A 14987-nucleotide genomic window follows, 5' to 3' on the forward strand; every position below is an offset into this window, starting at 1 on the left:
CGTGGACGCCCCCGCGCGTCAGTGCAGTTGGCGGAAGATCTGCTCGGCCAACGTCGTGGAAATGCCTTCAACACTGGCGAGTTCGTCAACGCTTGCCGCGGCCACGCCTTGCAGGCCGCCGAAACGCATCAGCAGGCGCTGACGGCGTTTTGCGCCAATGCCTTCGATCTCTTCGAGTCGTGACGTCTGGCGCGCCTTCGCCCGCTTGGCACGCATCCCCGTGATGGCGAAGCGGTGCGCCTCGTCGCGAATCTGCGCGATCAGCATCAACACCGCGCTCTCGCGCCCCAACTCCAGCGGCGCACGGCCATCGGCAAAGACCAAGGTCTCCAGCCCGACCTTGCGGCCTTCGCCCTTGGCAACACCGACCAGCCGGCCAATGTCGATGCCCAACTCGACGAACACCTGCCGCGCCACTTCCACCTGTCCCTTGCCGCCGTCGATCAGTACCAGTTGCGGCAGATTGGCTTCAACATCGGAAACATCCGACGGTGCGGCCGCGTCTTTCACAATGGTGTCTGCCGTTGCGCTGGTGTCTTGCGAATCACCAGACGACGTGTCGGGCATGACCGCCGTCTCGGCTTCGGCACGTGCCACGTCGGCCGCAACGGACGACGGGTCCGCCGCATCGCTCACCTTCTCGGCAGCCGCCTCCATCAGACGGCCATAGCGCCGCGTGAGCACCTGACGCATTGCCGCGTAGTCGTCACCGGGCGTAATCCCGGTGATGTTGTAGCGACGGTATTCGCTCGTTTGCATCTTGTGATGGTGGAACACCACGCACGACGCCTGCGTCGCCTCACCCTGTGTATGGCTGATGTCGAAACACTCCACGCGCAGCAACGCTGCGTCGTCGATGTCGAGCCCGATCGTCTGCACCAGCTCACGCGTGCGCGCCTGCTGACTGCCCTGCTCGGTCAGCAAGCGCGTGAGCGCCAGTTGTGCACCTTGCTCCGCCATGTCGAGCCATGCGCGGCGTTGGCCCTGCGGTTGACGCACCATGACGATACGGCGCCCGGCCTGCTCGGAAAGCACCGTCAGCAGTTCGTCGCTGGGTAACGCATGGCTCACGACCAGCACCGGCGGCACCGACTGCCCCAGATAGTGCTGCGCCACGAAGGCTTCCAGCAAACGTGATTCGAGCGATGCTGCCGGCGTGTCGGACGGCATGTCCGACACGATCTCCGGGGAGAGGGGCGATTCGGTGTTGGTGGCTTCGGTGCTGTCGCCCGCATCAACAGGTTGCGTCACTGCTTCTGGCACGACGTCGTCTTCGTCGAATTCGTCGGCGATGCCGCCCTCGACGCCTCGCTCCACGTGCGCCGGGAAGTACGCCTTGTCACCTAAATGACGGCCGCCGCGCACCATCGCGAGGTTCACACAAGCACGGCCACCGGCGTAGGCGACGGCAAGAATATCGGCATCGACATCGCCCGCCGTTTCCACCGACTGTTGTTGCAATACGCCCGAAAGCGCCTGCATCTGATTACGTACGACGGCCGCCTGCTCGAACTTGAGCGCCTCGGCGTACGTCATCATCTTCGCTTCGAGAGCGCCGAGCACTTCCTTCTGGCGTCCGGAGAGGAACGCCGCGGCGTTGTTCACGTCGCGCGTGTAATCCTCGTCGTTGATCGCACCAACGCACGGCGCGCTGCAACGCTCGATCTGATGCAACAGGCAGGGGCGCGTGCGGTTGGTGAACACCGAGTCTTCGCACGTGCGCAGTTGAAACACCTTTTGCAGAATCTGAATGCTCTCGCGCACCGCCCACGCACTCGGGAACGGGCCGAAGTATTGCCCCCGGCGATCGACCGAACCCCGGTAGTACGCCATGCGCGGGTACTTATGCTGCGTGAGCTTGAGGAACGGATACGACTTGTCGTCGCGGAACAGGATGTTGTAACGCGGGTGCAGCGCCTTGATCAGGTTGTTTTCGAGCAGCAGCGCCTCGGCCTCGGACCGCGTGACCGTGGTTTCCAGCTTCGCAATGCGCGCCACCATCAACGCAATACGCGGCGAGAGCTGGGTCTTGTTGAAGTAGCTCGACACCCGCTTCTTCAGATTGCGCGCTTTGCCAACGTAGAGAACGTTGCCTGCGGCGTCGTAGTAACGATAAACGCCCGGCAGATTTGGCAACTGGGCGAGCACCTCGCGCGCATCGAAAGCGGGGGGGGCATCGGCTTTAGCCTTCGAAACATCTTGCTCGGGCGCGGGCGCCTGCGCAGCCTTTGCCTCGGAGGCGGCTTTCGCTTTACGAGACTTGCGGGGTGGCGTGACGTCGTTGGCGTCTTCGGTCATGAACTCTGGGCATCTGAAGCGTCCTGCGAGCGGATCAAGCGGCGTTTGATTCGCCGTTGGCGTGAGCGCTGTCGCGGTGTCACGCGTCACAAGGACTAGAATCGCAAGTTTAGACCAATCCGCGTCGCCGCCTCGTAATGTCCCTGCCCACGCCTCACCTCGATTCGCCGCCCGCCGCTTTGCCCCTCGTGCCGCGCTGCGATCTCTTCTGTACCGTCGTCGACAATTTCGGCGACATCGGCGTGTGCTGGCGGCTCGCCCGGCAACTCGTACGCGAGCACGGCTGGTCGGTGCGGCTGTGGGTCGACGATCTGACGAGCTTCCGTTATCTGCGGCCCGACATCGATCCGACGCTGGCCCAGCAACGCTGTGACGGCGTCGACGTGCGGCATTGGGGTGCGGACTTCGGACCGATCACCGAAGACAACGCCCCGGGCGATATCGTCATCGAAGCGTTCGCATGCAACGTGCCCGACACCTACGTTCAGGCCATGCATGCGTACAAACAAGCCGGACGCGCGCCCGTGTGGATCAATCTGGAATACCTAAGCGCCGAGGATTGGGTGGAAGACTGCCACTTGCAGCGCTCGATTCACCCGCAACTCGGCTTGATCAAGACGTTCTTCTTCCCCGGCTTCACGGCGCGCACTGGCGGTCTGGCGCGTGAGCGTGAGTTGTTCTCCCGGCGCGATGCTTTCTACGCTTCCCCCGAATTGCGGGACGGCTGGTGGCAACGCACGCTGGGGCGGGACGCCGCGCCGAAGGATGCCCTCGTCGTATCTCTATTTGCGTATGAGAATGCAGCACTTCCGGGCTTGCTGGCGCAATGGGCCGACAGCGCTACCCCAGTAGTGTGTCTGGTGCCACAAGGACGTATCGCCCCGGCGCTCGGCGCTTGGTTTGGGTGTGACGCGCTGGGCGCACGCGAGTCGGCTACCCGGGGTTCGTTGACGGTGTACGGTTTGCCGTTCGTCCCGCAGGCCGATTTCGATGCGCTGCTGTGGGCGTGCGATCTGAATTTTGTGCGGGGCGAAGACTCTTTCGTCCGGGCCCAATGGGCGGCAAAGCCGTTCGTCTGGCATATCTACCCGCAGGACGACAACGTTCACCACGTGAAGCTCGATGCGTTTCTGGGCCGATATCTGGCGGAGAACGCCGATCCAGCCACGGGCGACATTGCCCTGCCCCAGACTTCACGCGAAGCCCTGCGGACTTTCGTGCACCTCTGGAACGGCTATGCTCAGACGCCGCCCGACTGGCCCGCACTGGCCGCCGCCCTGCCTGCACTCACCGGCCATGCACGTGGCTGGGCGAGCCGGCAGGGGGCCCTGCCCGACCTTGCGCGACAGTTGGCAAGCTTCGTGGAAAATCAGGTAAAATAGCTGGTTTTTCAACGCTTTGCTGCTGAACCTGCTGCCCCGGACCATTCCGGGCGGGCGCGGGAATCAAGCGGCGAATGAGCGTATGGAAGCGCTCAACAAGCGGCAAATCGCTTATTTCGTCACAGGATCTCGTTTTTTATGAAAACCGCTCAAGAACTCCGCGTCGGCAACGTTGTCATGATCGATGGTCAGCCGAACGTCGTGCTGAAGACCGAATACGTCAAGTCGGGCCGGAACTCCAGCGTCGTGAAGTTGAAGTACAAGAAGCTGCTGGCCGAAGGCCGTGGCGAACTGTCGTACAAGGCTGACGACAAGTTCGACGTCGTCATGCTCGACAAGAAGGAAGTGACCTACTCGTACTTCGCCGACCCGATGTACGTGTTCATGGACACAGAATACAACCAGTACGAAGTCGAAGCCGAAAACATGGGCGACGCCATCAAGTATCTGGAAGACGGCCTGGCTTGCGAAATCGTGCTGTACGACGAAAAGGCCATCTCGGTCGAACTGCCGACCACGCTCGTGCGCAAGGTCGAGTACACCGAACCGGCCGTCAAGGGCGACACCTCGTCGGGCCGCGTGCTGAAGACCGCCAAGATCAACGGTCTGCTCGAAATTCAAGTGCCGCTGTTCGTCAACACGGACGATCTGATCGAGATCGACACCCGTACCGACGAATACAAGAGCCGCGCTTAAGCGATTGCCACGCGCCTGTGCCATCTCCGGATGGCGCAGTGCGGTGTGCAACGCGGTAGCCACAAAAAAGCGCTCGCCCCTTCGGGGTCGAGCGCTTTTTGTTTGGGCGCGAAACTCGGACGCGGGAATTACCCGCCGAACGTCTCGGCAATCAGCCGCTTCGCCGCCTGATACTCCGGTTGCGCGAGCATCTTCTCCCAGCCATGCACCTTGCCGCGGCCCTTGAGGTGCTTGATACGGCGCTGTGACACCGAGTCGATATCCGTCTTCATCTCGCGCAGCAAACGGTCGGCCTTCTCCGGGCTGTTGCAGATGAGCACCATGTCGCATCCGGCATCCAGCGCGGCGTGTGCGGCTGTGACGACGTCGCCTGCGGCGCTCGCGCCCTGCATCGACAAATCGTCACTGAAGATTACGCCGTCGAAGGCGTACTTGCCGCGCAAAATCTCCTTGAGCCACTTGGCGGAGAAGCCTGCCGGGTTCGGATCGACCTGCGGATAAATCACGTGCGCGGGCATCACCGCGGCGAGCGACATGCCGAGCCAATCGTAAGGTTGCGCATCGATCGAGAGAATCTCGTCGAGCGAGCGCTCGTCGACCGGAATCTCGTGGTGCGAGTCAGCCGCCACAAAACCATGCCCCGGGAAATGCTTGCCGCAGTTCGCCATGCCGGCGAGCAGCAAGCCGTGATTCAGACTCTTGGCGAGCATCGCCACGACACGCGGGTCACTGTCGAAAGCCCGGTCGCCAATCACCTGCGACGTGCCGTAGTCGAGATCGAGCACCGGCGTGAAACTCAGATCGATATCGCACGCGCGCAATTCGGCGGCGAGCACGTACCCGACCGCCGTCGTCACGCGCGTCGCCTTGAAGACGTCGTCGTGCCACAGCTTGCCGAGCTTGCCCATCGCGGGCAGATGCGTGAAGCCGTCGGTGCGAAAGCGCTGCACGCGCCCGCCTTCGTGGTCGACCGCAATCAGGATGTCGTCGCGCACTTCACGAATCTGCTGCGTGAGCGAGCACAGTTGCGCGCGGTCATCGAAATTGCGCGCGAACAGGATGACACCCCCGGTCAACGGGTGTTCGATGCGGCGAATGTCGTCTTGGCTAAGGGTCAATCCGACGACATCCAGCATCACCGGACCCGGCCTGCGCTTCGTCATTGCGTATTCTCCGATGCAATCTTGCGTGAAGCGATCGCGAACGCGACCGCATATTCTTTTTCGTCCGTGATCGAAATCTCGATCGACAGTTGCCGTGCGGCCAGCCACTCGGCCAGCTCGCCCGACGCCACCACCACGGGCTTGCCCGAGGGTGCATTGAGCGTCTGCACGGCGCGCCACGTCATCGGCCAGCGCATGCCGAGGCCGATGGCCTTGGACACGGCTTCTTTCGCAGCGAAGCGCGTACACAAGTACGCGAGGCCGCGAACGGCAGACCGGTTCTGACGCGCGTGATAAACCTTGAGTTCCTCCGGTCCCAGCACTCGCTCGGCAAAGCGCCCGCCGGTGCGCTCCATCACGCCTACGACGCGGCTGATCTGGAGGATGTCGGTGCCCACGCCGTAGAGGGTGGTCGGCGTCGCTGGCGTCACTAACGTGGTTGCTGTGGCCGGTGCTGCGATCGATGGCGTCGGCGTAGCGTCTTGGCTAGCGCCGGCCGTATCGGATGCAGCGAGTCCGTCGGGCGGGGGCGTGTCCTGAATACTCATGGGAGCGGGTTAGGGTTCGCGTTTGCGTGAGTGTCGTAACCGTCAGCGAGCGCAGTCGTCCGGCCGCTCAGCCGCGCGCCGCGATACGGCTGGCGACCATGATCGCTTTCATCTCGCGCACGGCATTTTCCCAACCGGCGAAGATGGCGTGCGCCACGATGGCATGCCCGATGTTCAACTCGCTGATGCCTTCGATGGCCGCAATGGGCTGCACATTTTCGTAGTGCAGGCCGTGTCCGGCATTGACCCTCAAACCCAGCGATACACCGAGCGCGACCGCGCGTTCGATGCGGGCGAACTCGGCTTCCCGTTCGGCTTCGTCATGCGCTTCGGCGTAACGCCCGGTGTGCAGTTCGACCACCGGCGCGCCCATGCGAGCCGCCGCACGAATCGGTGCTTCCTCCGGATCGATGAACAACGACACGCGGCTGCCCGCCTCGCTGAGCCGTTGCGTGGCGGCCGCCACCTGATCGTAGAGCCCCACGACATCCAGCCCGCCTTCGGTGGTGAGCTCCTGACGGCTTTCGGGCACGAGGCACACATCGTGTGCCTTGACCTTGCAAGCGATGGCGAGCATTTCTTCCGTCACCGCGCATTCGAGGTTCATGCGCGTCTTGAGCAGACCGCGCAAATTCGTCACATCGTCGTCGCGAATATGGCGACGGTCTTCGCGCAGGTGCAACGTGATGACATCCGCACCCGCCTCTTCGGCCAGCAACGCCGCCTTGATCGGGTCGGGATATGTCGTGCCACGCGCGTTGCGCACCGTTGCGACGTGATCGATATTCACCCCGAGGTCGATGGGGTTGCCGTGAAAGAAGAGGCTCATAGTTTTTGCAGGTCGAGCAGGATCTGCCGGGTATTGAGCGGCACGCCGCCCAAATGGTGGTTGAGAAGAAAGCGCATGAGCAGCTTGCTTTGCTGCACGGTCTGCGCACGCGTGTAATCGTCTTGCTCCATGTCGAGCAGCGTCTGGCCGCTCACCACGGGCCAGTCAGACAACTCGTCGCCGCGCGCCGGCCGCACACCCCAGTCGGGGTGAAATACGTACTGACGCTCCGGCACCACTTTGCCGCGCGTCTGCGTGCATCGGTCGAACGCCACGGCATAACCGGTCTCACGCAACAGCACACGCTCGAAGGCGCGCAGGATGATGCCGGCCGGCTCGCCATGGGCGAGGTGGTGCAACGTCGTCAGATAATGCTGGAAGAGCTTGTCGTGCGGATCGTCACGCGCGCAAAACTTCACCAGGAGTTCGTTCAGGTAGAAACCGGAGAGCAGCGCGTCGCCTTCGAGCGGACGCAGCCCGCCCACCCATTCGGCCTTGGTCAGCGTGCGCAGTTCGCCCTTGCCAAGCCACGCCAGCGAGAGCGGTTGAAACGTTTGCAGCGCGCCACGCAGCGCCGAATGCGGGCGCTTGGCCCCTTTGGCGACCAACGCGATACGGCCGTGATCACGCGTGAGCACGTCGATGATCAGGCTGGTTTCGCGATACGGGTAGCTGTGGAGCACGAAGCCCGGCTGCTCGGTGACACGACTTTGCTCGCGTTCCGCAGCACGCGCCGGTGAAGGCGCGCGGCGCACGCGTTTGGTGGCCTTGGCAGTCTTGTCAGTTTTGGCTGGCGGCGGGTCGGCATCGACCTTGCCCTTGCCAGTCACGTCGGCCTCGCGAAAGGCTTCCGACGCTTCGTCATCGACCACCCGCGTCGCGGCACTGGACGAGCGCGAGGAACGAGTAGGACGCGCCGGGCGGGCCGGCGGGGACGGCTGAGACATCTGGGACATCTGAGATGGGGATGCGGCCCGGGCAGCCGACGCCTTGCCGGCCGTCGGCGTCAGGTCGGCCGACGTAGCAATCTCGTCACGAGTCGTGTCGAGTTCACTCGTAGCCATACGCCCGCAGGCCGGCCTCATTGTCGGCCCAACCGCCCTTGACCTTGATCCAGACTTCCAGATACACGCGGCCGTCGAAGAGCTTCTCCATATCGATGCGCGCGTCGGTGGAAATCTGCTTGAGCTTCGCGCCCTTGTTGCCGATGATCATCGCCTTGTGGTTGTCGCGGTCGACCAGAATCGTCGCGAAAACGCGGCGCAGATTGCCTTCCGTTTCGAACTTGTCGATGATCACCGTGCTCGTGTACGGCAGCTCATCACCCGTCCAGCGGAACACTTTCTCGCGCAGGATTTCGGCCGCCATGAAGCGCTCGCTGCGATCGGTCAGATCGTCTTCACCGTAAATCGGCTCGCCTTCGAGCAGGTACGGACGAAGCACGCCGAGCAGACGCTTGATGTCGTCGGCACGCTTGGCCGAGAGCGGGATGATTTCACGGAAATCGCGCACGGCACCCACTTTTTGCAAGAACGGCAGCATCTCGGCGCGATCGGTAATACGGTCGAGCTTGTTGATGATCAGCAGCACCGGCACGTTGTCAGGCAGAAGCTTCATCACTTTCTCGTCGTCCGGGCCGAAATTGCCCGCTTCGATGACGAACAGCACGATATCCACGCTCGACAGCGTGGACGTGACCGCGCGGTTAAGCGAGCGGTTCAGTGCCGTGGCGTGACGTGTCTGGAAACCCGGGGTATCGACAAAGATGTACTGGGCGTCGTCCGTGGTGCAGATGCCGGTGATGCGGTGGCGCGTGGTCTGCGCCTTGCGTGAAGTGATGCTGATCTTTTGACCGACGAGGGCGTTAAGCAGCGTCGATTTGCCGACGTTCGGACGCCCGACGATCGCCACGGTCCCGCAGCGAAAATCCGTCTTATCGTTCATGTTTGGAAACTCTCGTGATAGGGGCGGCGCACTGCGCCCTCCCCTTGAATGGTACTCAGGCGGCTGCCGGTGGTTGCTTTGCAGCTTCGACCTTGTCTGCCGCTTTGTCTGCCGACTTGTCTGTCGCCTTGTCAGTCGCTTTATCTGTCGCTTTTTCCGCGGCCGGAATCGCGACACGCGCTGCACCATGACCATGCGCGGCGGTCATCGCCGGCACCGGAATGCTGGTGGCTTTCGCATCCTTGGCATCCTTGGCATCCTTGGTGTCCTTGGCGTCTCTGGTGTCTTTCGGCACTTCCTTCGCCTGCGTCTCCGGCGATGGCGTACCCGCCGCCTGATCGGCCTTCTTCGCCTCCGACGCCGCGGCCTTCGCCGCACGTTTCTTGGCCGCCTTCGCGCTCTTCTCGGCCTTGGGCTTCGCGAGTGCCGGCATCTTCTGCACTTCTTCAAGCGCCTTCTTGGCCGCCGCTTGCTCGGCCGCACGGCGGCTCGCGCCTGCGCCACCTACCTTGATGTCGAGCTTCGGCACCGCGCATTCGACTTCGAATTGCTGGTTATGCGCCGCGCCGTGCGTCGCCGTCACCGTGTACTGAGGCAACGCGATCTTGTGACCTTGCAGGTACTCCTGCAATAACGTCTTCGCGTCCTTGCCGAGCGTTCTCGGATCGACGTGTTCGAGCACCGGCGTGTACAGACGTTCGATCACGGCGTACGCCGCTTCGAATCCGCCGTCGAGGTACATCGCGCCAAACAGGGCTTCAAGCGTGTCGGCCAGAATCGACGGACGGCGGAAACCACCGCTCTTGAGCTCACCCTCACCCAAGCGCAGAAATTCGGAAACGCCCAACACCTGCGCAATTTCGTACAACGACTGCTGCTTGACGAGATTGGCCCGCACACGCGACAGATCGCCTTCGTCGAGTTTGGGATAACGACGAAACAGAATGGCCGCAACGGAACAATTCAGAATGGAATCGCCGAGAAACTCCAGCCGCTCATTATTGGCGGCACTATGGCTACGATGCGTCAGTGCTTGGCAAAGCAATTCCGCATCGTGGAAGCGATACTGGAGGCGTTCTTCCAGTTGATTCAGTGATTGAGGCATGGCGCAAGTATAGCGCGACGCTCCCGCCCCGGCGCGCGTCGTCGCCAAGAAACGACGGGCGAAACCGCCGTCCGACGGGCTTTTCAGACTCGCGTGAGGACGGTGGCTCAGACAACGCCGGGGTGATTGCAGAGAGATTCCCCCGGCGACCCAAGCCAGCCGCATGATTAAATACAAAATCAGAAACAATAATGCGGAAATCAGCGATTTATCGCCAATTCCCGCATTAATACTTCAAGGCTTCCGGATCTCACCTCTCGGTGAATATCCGGCGCACCTTCCAATTACTGGAAGCCGCCCAGACGCTTGAGGTTCGAGAAGTTCATCCAGATGAAGAACGCCCGGCCCACGATGTTCTGCTCGGGCACAAAGCCCCAGTAGCGGCTGTCCGCGCTGTTGTCGCGGTTATCGCCCATCATGAAGTAGTTGCCCGGCGGCACCTTGCAGATCACACCCTGACTGTTGTACTGGCAGTTCTGCTTGTTCGGGAAATCGTCGGCACCCATGATGTACGGCGGCACGTTCGGATCGTTCAGGATGCGATGCTTCACACCGCCCACCGTCTCTTCGAACTGCTTGTAGTAAGCAATGTGCTCGTCGTCGAAGAAGTCCGGCAGTGCCGTCTCCGGCACCGGCTCGCCGTTCACCGTGAGCTTCTTGTTCTCGTAGGCCACCACGTCGCCCGGCACACCGATCACACGCTTGATGTAGTCCATCGACTCATCTTTCGGGTAGCGGAATACGACCACGTCGCCACGCTTCGGCTCGCCCAGATCAATGACCTTCTTGTTGATCACCGGCAGGCGAATGCCGTAGTCGAACTTGTTCACGAGGATGAAGTCACCCACCAGCAGCGTCGGAATCATCGAGCCCGACGGGATCTTGAACGGCTCGACCACGAACGAGCGCAGCACGAACACCGCAAGAATCACCGGGAAGAAGCTCGCCGAGTATTCGAGCCACCACGGCTGACGCAGCTTGTCGTCACGCACCTTGGCGCGCGCACTCGCGACTGCACCACCCTCCTGCACGCCAGAGCCCTGAATGCCGGACCCTTGCAATACAAGCTGCTGCTGATCGAATTGCGTCACCGCCTGCTGTGCTGCCCGGCGGCGCGCCGGTTGAAACACCAACTTGTCGGCCACCCAGGCCACCCCGGTAACCAGCACCAGGATCAAAAGAATCAGGGCGAAATTCATGCGGGACCTGTCGCTACGTTATTTGTCTTCGACTTGCAAAATGGCGAGGAACGCTTCCTGCGGAATTTCCACATTCCCCACCTGCTTCATACGCTTCTTACCAGCCTTCTGTTTCTCCAGCAGCTTCTTCTTACGCGAGATGTCGCCGCCATAACACTTGGCAAGCACGTTCTTGCGCAACGCCTTGATGTTCTCACGCGCGATGATGTTCGCGCCAATCGCGGCTTGAATTGCCACATCGTACATCTGACGCGGGATGATTTCGCGCATCTTCGCCGCGACCTGATTGCCACGACGACGGCTTTCCGAACGGTGCACGATGATCGACAGTGCGTCGACCTTGTCGCCGTTGATCAGCATGTCGACTTTGACCACGTCCGACGAGCGATATTCCTTGAATTCGTAATCCATCGACGCATAACCGCGCGACACCGACTTCAGACGATCGAAGAAGTCGAGCACGATTTCCGCCATCGGGATTTCGTAGATCAATTTGACCTGACGCCCGTGATATTGCATGTCGAGTTGCAAGCCGCGTTTCTGCTGGCACAACGTGACCACTGAGCCCACATACTCTTGCGGCATGTACAGGTTGACCGTGACGATCGGCTCGAGAATCTCTTCGATACGGCCCGGGTCCGGCATCTTCGACGGGTTCTCGACCGTGATCGTCGTACCGTCGCGCTGCACGACCTCATAAATCACGGTCGGTGCCGTGGTGATGAGGTCCATGTCGAATTCGCGCTCCAGACGCTCCTGCACGATTTCCATGTGCAGCAAGCCCAGGAAACCGCAGCGGAAGCCGAAGCCCAGCGCCTGCGAAACTTCCGGCTCGTATTGCAGCGAGGCGTCATTGAGCTTGAGCTTCTCGAGCGATTCGCGCAGTGCGTCGTACTGGTTGGCTTCCACCGGATACAGACCCGCGAACACCTGCGGCTTCACTTCCTTGAAGCCCGGCAGCGGTTCGGCCGCCGGCTTGGTCGTCGTGGTCACGGCGTGCGTGACGGTGTCGCCGACCTTGGCCGCGTCCAGCTCCTTGATGCCCGAGATGATGAAGCCCACTTGACCGGCCGACAGCGACTCGCGCTGCTGCGAACGCGGTGTGAACACACCGACCTGCTCGACCGGATAGGTCGCGCCGGTGGCCATCAGTTGAATCTTTTCCTTCGGCTTGAGCGTGCCGTTGACCACGCGCACCAGCATCACGACGCCCACGTAGTTGTCGAACCACGAGTCGATGATCAATGCTTGCAGCGCGGCCGTCGCGTCGCCCTTGGGCGGCGGCACCTTGGCGATGAGGGCTTCGAGCACCTCTTCCACACCCAGGCCCGTCTTGGCCGAGCAGCGCACGGCGTCGGTCGCTTCGATGCCGATGACGTCTTCGATTTCCTGAATCGCGTTCTCGGGTTCGGCCGACGGCAAATCGATCTTGTTGAGCACCGGCACCACTTCCACGCCCAGTTCAATGGCGGTGTAGCAGTTGGCAACCGTTTGCGCTTCCACGCCTTGCGAGGCGTCGACCACGAGCAGCGCGCCTTCGCAAGCGGACAGCGAGCGGCTTACTTCATACGAAAAGTCGACGTGTCCCGGCGTGTCGATCAGGTTCAGGTTGTAGATTTTGCCGTCGCGCGCCTTGTATTGCAGCGCTGCGGTCTGTGCCTTGATGGTGATGCCACGCTCGCGCTCAAGGTCCATCGAGTCGAGAACTCGGGATTCCATTTCACGATCGGACAAACCGCCGCTCAGCTGGATGATGCGATCGGCCAGGGTCGATTTCCCATGGTCGATGTGGGCGATGATCGAAAAATTGCGGATATGGTCCATGAGGCGGGGCTAGAGAAAAGTCGGTGCCATGAAGATTCGGCTCGGCAGCGGCTTTCGAGAGAATCGGCTAACACGACATTTTAGCCGAAAGCGCGGTCATTCCGGCCGAAATCGCGTGCATCGCGGCGTTTCATCGGTGAGGTTGGGGGAGCTGCCCCCATATCGTCGGGGTGGCTCTGCGGATCGTTGACCTACGGTGCGCGCAACGCCGCTTGCACGGCGGCAGCGTCAAAACGATAACGGCACAATTCGCGCTCGCCTAACGCCAGTACTGGCACGATTTCGTCGTATTTCGCTTCCAGCGCCGGATCGCTGTCGACGTCCACGACCGTTACGGAGAAGTCCCACGCCGGGCGCATGGCCTCCAGTGCCGCAAGCATGTCATCGCACAGATGACACCATTTGCGGCCATAGAGGGTCAGCGCCGGCGCGGTCATTGCCGTCAAATCCGTCAATCGCGACCGGATTACTTGCCGGTGGCCGGTGCGCGCGGGCGCAACGGCACGAACTGTGTAGCATCGCCACGGCGCACGAGAATCGGCACCAGACGCTTCGGATCCAGCGCCTTGACCACCTCTTCGAACTGCTTCGCGCTCGTCACGTCGGTATCGCCCACACGCAGGATGATGTCCCCCTGTTGCAGACCGGCGCGGCCGGCCGGACCTTCCGACAACTCGACTTGCACGCCGCCGCGCAACTTCAAGTCCTTCTTCTGCGCATCGCTCAGATCGGACACCACCAGACCCAAGGCATTGGGGTGCGGGGTATCGGCGCTGCCGCTTTGTGCTTTCGACGCCTTCGGCGTGTCGACATCGGCCTCGGCGATCGTAATACGCAGATCCTGGTTCTTGCCCTTGCGCAGCACTTGCAGCGTCGCACTCGCGCCCGGCTTGGTGTCACCCACCATCCGCGGCAAGTCCGTCGCGTGATCGACAGGGCGGCCATCGAACTTCATGATGATGTCGCCCGGCTGCACACCCGCCTTTTCGGCCGGGCTGCCCGGTTCGATGCTGCGCACCAGCGCGCCCTGTGCACGCGGCAAGCCCAGCGAATCCGCCACATCCTTGCTGACCTCGCTGATCGCCACGCCGATACGGCCGCGCACGACCTTGCCGGTCTTCTTGAGCTGGTCGGCCACGCGCATCACTTCGTCGATCGGAATCGCGAACGAAATGCCCATGAAGCCGCCCGTCTGGCTGTAGATCATCGAATTGATACCGACGACCTCACCGCGCATATTGATCAGCGGACCACCCGAGTTACCGGGGTTCACGGCCACGTCGGTCTGGATGAACGGCAGGTAGTCGCCGGTGTCGCGGCCTTTCGCCGAGACGATCCCGGCCGTCACGGTGTTTTCCAGCCCGAACGGCGAACCGATGGCCACGACCCATTCACCGACGCGCAACTTGTTCGAGTCGCCGATCGGTACCGTCGGCAGATCCTTGGCTTCGACCTTGACCACCGCAACATCGGTGCGTTTGTCGGCCCCGACCAGCTTGGCCTTGAATTCGCGCTTGTCGGTCAGCGTGACGTAAATGCTGTCGGCACCATCGACCACGTGCGCGTTGGTCATGATGTAGCCGTCGGCGGACACGATGAAACCCGAACCCACGCCGCTGTTCTGCTCTTCGTCCGGCTGCGGCTGACCCCGCTTGGGCGCACCGCCCTTCGGGCCCGGCTGCGGCATCGGCACACCGAAGAAGCGCCGGAACAGCTCGGCCATGTCGTCGTCCATGCCCGGCGGCATGCCGCGCTGACTGCGGCTGACGCGCTCGGTCGTACGAATGTTCACGACGGCAGGGCCGACGCGATCGACAAGCTGAGTGAAATCGGGGAGGTTGGTCAGCGGCGCGAGGGCGGCCGGCGCTGCCGGTCCGCTGGCGGGTGCTGAGGCCGGCGCGGCAAAGGCGGCGGGAGCTCCCGCCAACGAGGCGGTCATAACGCCGCCGAGCATGACACGAAGCAGGAGAGTCTTCTTCATTGGAAGATCGTAGTGCGC

General features: G+C 62.1%; 13 protein-coding genes. 2 read left to right on the forward strand and 11 right to left on the reverse strand.

What is annotated here, in order from left to right; all coding sequences use genetic code 11:
* Positions 1–18: 18 nt before the first annotated feature.
* Positions 19–2298: an excinuclease ABC subunit UvrC gene (uvrC, locus tag CDV46_RS11495; protein WP_087722577.1), complete on the reverse strand. Its 2280-nt coding sequence runs from the start codon at positions 2296–2298 to the stop codon at positions 19–21.
* Positions 2299–2435: 137 nt separating this feature from the next.
* Here uvrC and earP point away from each other — a divergent pair, with 137 nt between their 5' ends.
* Positions 2436–3680 (forward strand): elongation factor P maturation arginine rhamnosyltransferase EarP, encoded by a 1245-nt coding sequence (earP, locus tag CDV46_RS11500; protein ID WP_087722578.1) that lies wholly within the window; start codon positions 2436–2438, stop codon positions 3678–3680.
* 138 nt (positions 3681–3818) lie between these two features.
* On the forward strand, positions 3819–4376 hold the full coding sequence (efp, locus tag CDV46_RS11505) for an elongation factor P (RefSeq protein WP_087722579.1): 558 nt from the start codon (positions 3819–3821) through the stop codon (positions 4374–4376).
* Between the two features lie 128 nt (positions 4377–4504).
* Here efp and nagZ read toward each other — a convergent pair whose 3' ends face one another.
* From nagZ to CDV46_RS11555, 10 genes are all read right to left on the reverse strand, one after another.
* Positions 4505–5539 (reverse strand): beta-N-acetylhexosaminidase, encoded by a 1035-nt coding sequence (nagZ, locus tag CDV46_RS11510; protein ID WP_087691269.1) that lies wholly within the window; start codon positions 5537–5539, stop codon positions 4505–4507.
* Positions 5536–5970 carry a holo-ACP synthase gene (acpS, locus tag CDV46_RS11515; RefSeq protein WP_087722770.1) on the reverse strand — a complete coding sequence of 145 codons (435 nt, stop codon included), beginning with the start codon at positions 5968–5970 and terminating at the stop codon, positions 5536–5538. Before acpS ends, nagZ begins: the two co-directional genes overlap by 4 nt.
* A gap of 184 nt (positions 5971–6154) precedes the next feature.
* The gene (gene pdxJ / locus CDV46_RS11520; RefSeq protein WP_087722580.1) at positions 6155–6916 is read right to left on the reverse strand and encodes a pyridoxine 5'-phosphate synthase; all 762 of its coding nucleotides are present in this window, start codon (positions 6914–6916) and stop codon (positions 6155–6157) included.
* Positions 6913–7872, reverse strand: coding sequence for a DNA repair protein RecO (gene recO / locus CDV46_RS11525; protein WP_254916034.1), 960 nt, complete (start codon positions 7870–7872; stop codon positions 6913–6915). The genes pdxJ and recO overlap by 4 nt, the downstream gene beginning before the upstream one ends.
* 94 nt (positions 7873–7966) lie before the next feature.
* Positions 7967–8860: a GTPase Era gene (gene era / locus CDV46_RS11530; protein ID WP_058375940.1), complete on the reverse strand. Its 894-nt coding sequence runs from the start codon at positions 8858–8860 to the stop codon at positions 7967–7969.
* A 55-nt stretch (positions 8861–8915) separates the two neighbouring features.
* Positions 8916–9965 carry a ribonuclease III gene (gene rnc, locus CDV46_RS11535; RefSeq protein ID WP_087722581.1) on the reverse strand — a complete coding sequence of 350 codons (1050 nt, stop codon included), beginning with the start codon at positions 9963–9965 and terminating at the stop codon, positions 8916–8918.
* 284 nt (positions 9966–10249) lie between these two features.
* Complete coding sequence (lepB, locus tag CDV46_RS11540; RefSeq protein ID WP_058375941.1) at positions 10250–11164, reverse strand: signal peptidase I; 915 nt, start codon at positions 11162–11164, stop codon at positions 10250–10252.
* Between the two features lie 18 nt (positions 11165–11182).
* Positions 11183–12988, reverse strand: a complete 1806-nt coding sequence (lepA, locus tag CDV46_RS11545; RefSeq protein ID WP_058375942.1) for a translation elongation factor 4 — start codon at positions 12986–12988, stop codon at positions 11183–11185.
* Positions 12989–13179: 191 nt separating this feature from the next.
* Positions 13180–13425 (reverse strand): glutaredoxin family protein, encoded by a 246-nt coding sequence (locus CDV46_RS11550; protein ID WP_087691266.1) that lies wholly within the window; start codon positions 13423–13425, stop codon positions 13180–13182.
* A gap of 29 nt (positions 13426–13454) precedes the next feature.
* Positions 13455–14942 (reverse strand): DegQ family serine endoprotease, encoded by a 1488-nt coding sequence (locus CDV46_RS11555; protein ID WP_371328817.1) that lies wholly within the window; start codon positions 14940–14942, stop codon positions 13455–13457.
* Positions 14943–14987 lie beyond the last annotated feature (45 nt).

Source organism: Pandoraea sp. PE-S2T-3, from assembly GCF_002179965.1.
Taxonomy (GTDB): domain Bacteria; phylum Pseudomonadota; class Gammaproteobacteria; order Burkholderiales; family Burkholderiaceae; genus Pandoraea.

Excerpts from the sequence above, each read along its gene's own strand:
- lepA (WP_058375942.1), bottom strand. The coding sequence starts at position 12,988 with ATGGACCATATCCGCAATTTTTCGATCATCGCCCACATCGACCATGGG.
- uvrC (WP_087722577.1), bottom strand. The coding sequence starts at position 2,298 with ATGACCGAAGACGCCAACGACGTCACGCCACCCCGCAAGTCTCGTAAA.
- CDV46_RS11555 (WP_371328817.1), bottom strand. The coding sequence starts at position 14,942 with ATGCTCGGCGGCGTTATGACCGCCTCGTTGGCGGGAGCTCCCGCCGCC.
- nagZ (WP_087691269.1), bottom strand. The coding sequence starts at position 5,539 with ATGACGAAGCGCAGGCCGGGTCCGGTGATGCTGGATGTCGTCGGATTG.
- era (WP_058375940.1), bottom strand. The coding sequence starts at position 8,860 with ATGAACGATAAGACGGATTTTCGCTGCGGGACCGTGGCGATCGTCGGG.
- rnc (WP_087722581.1), bottom strand. The coding sequence starts at position 9,965 with ATGCCTCAATCACTGAATCAACTGGAAGAACGCCTCCAGTATCGCTTC.
- lepB (WP_058375941.1), bottom strand. The coding sequence starts at position 11,164 with ATGAATTTCGCCCTGATTCTTTTGATCCTGGTGCTGGTTACCGGGGTG.
- CDV46_RS11550 (WP_087691266.1), bottom strand. The coding sequence starts at position 13,425 with ATGACCGCGCCGGCGCTGACCCTCTATGGCCGCAAATGGTGTCATCTG.
- earP (WP_087722578.1), top strand. The coding sequence starts at position 2,436 with ATGTCCCTGCCCACGCCTCACCTCGATTCGCCGCCCGCCGCTTTGCCC.
- efp (WP_087722579.1), top strand. The coding sequence starts at position 3,819 with ATGAAAACCGCTCAAGAACTCCGCGTCGGCAACGTTGTCATGATCGAT.
- recO (WP_254916034.1), bottom strand. The coding sequence starts at position 7,872 with ATGTCCCAGATGTCTCAGCCGTCCCCGCCGGCCCGCCCGGCGCGTCCT.
- pdxJ (WP_087722580.1), bottom strand. The coding sequence starts at position 6,916 with ATGAGCCTCTTCTTTCACGGCAACCCCATCGACCTCGGGGTGAATATC.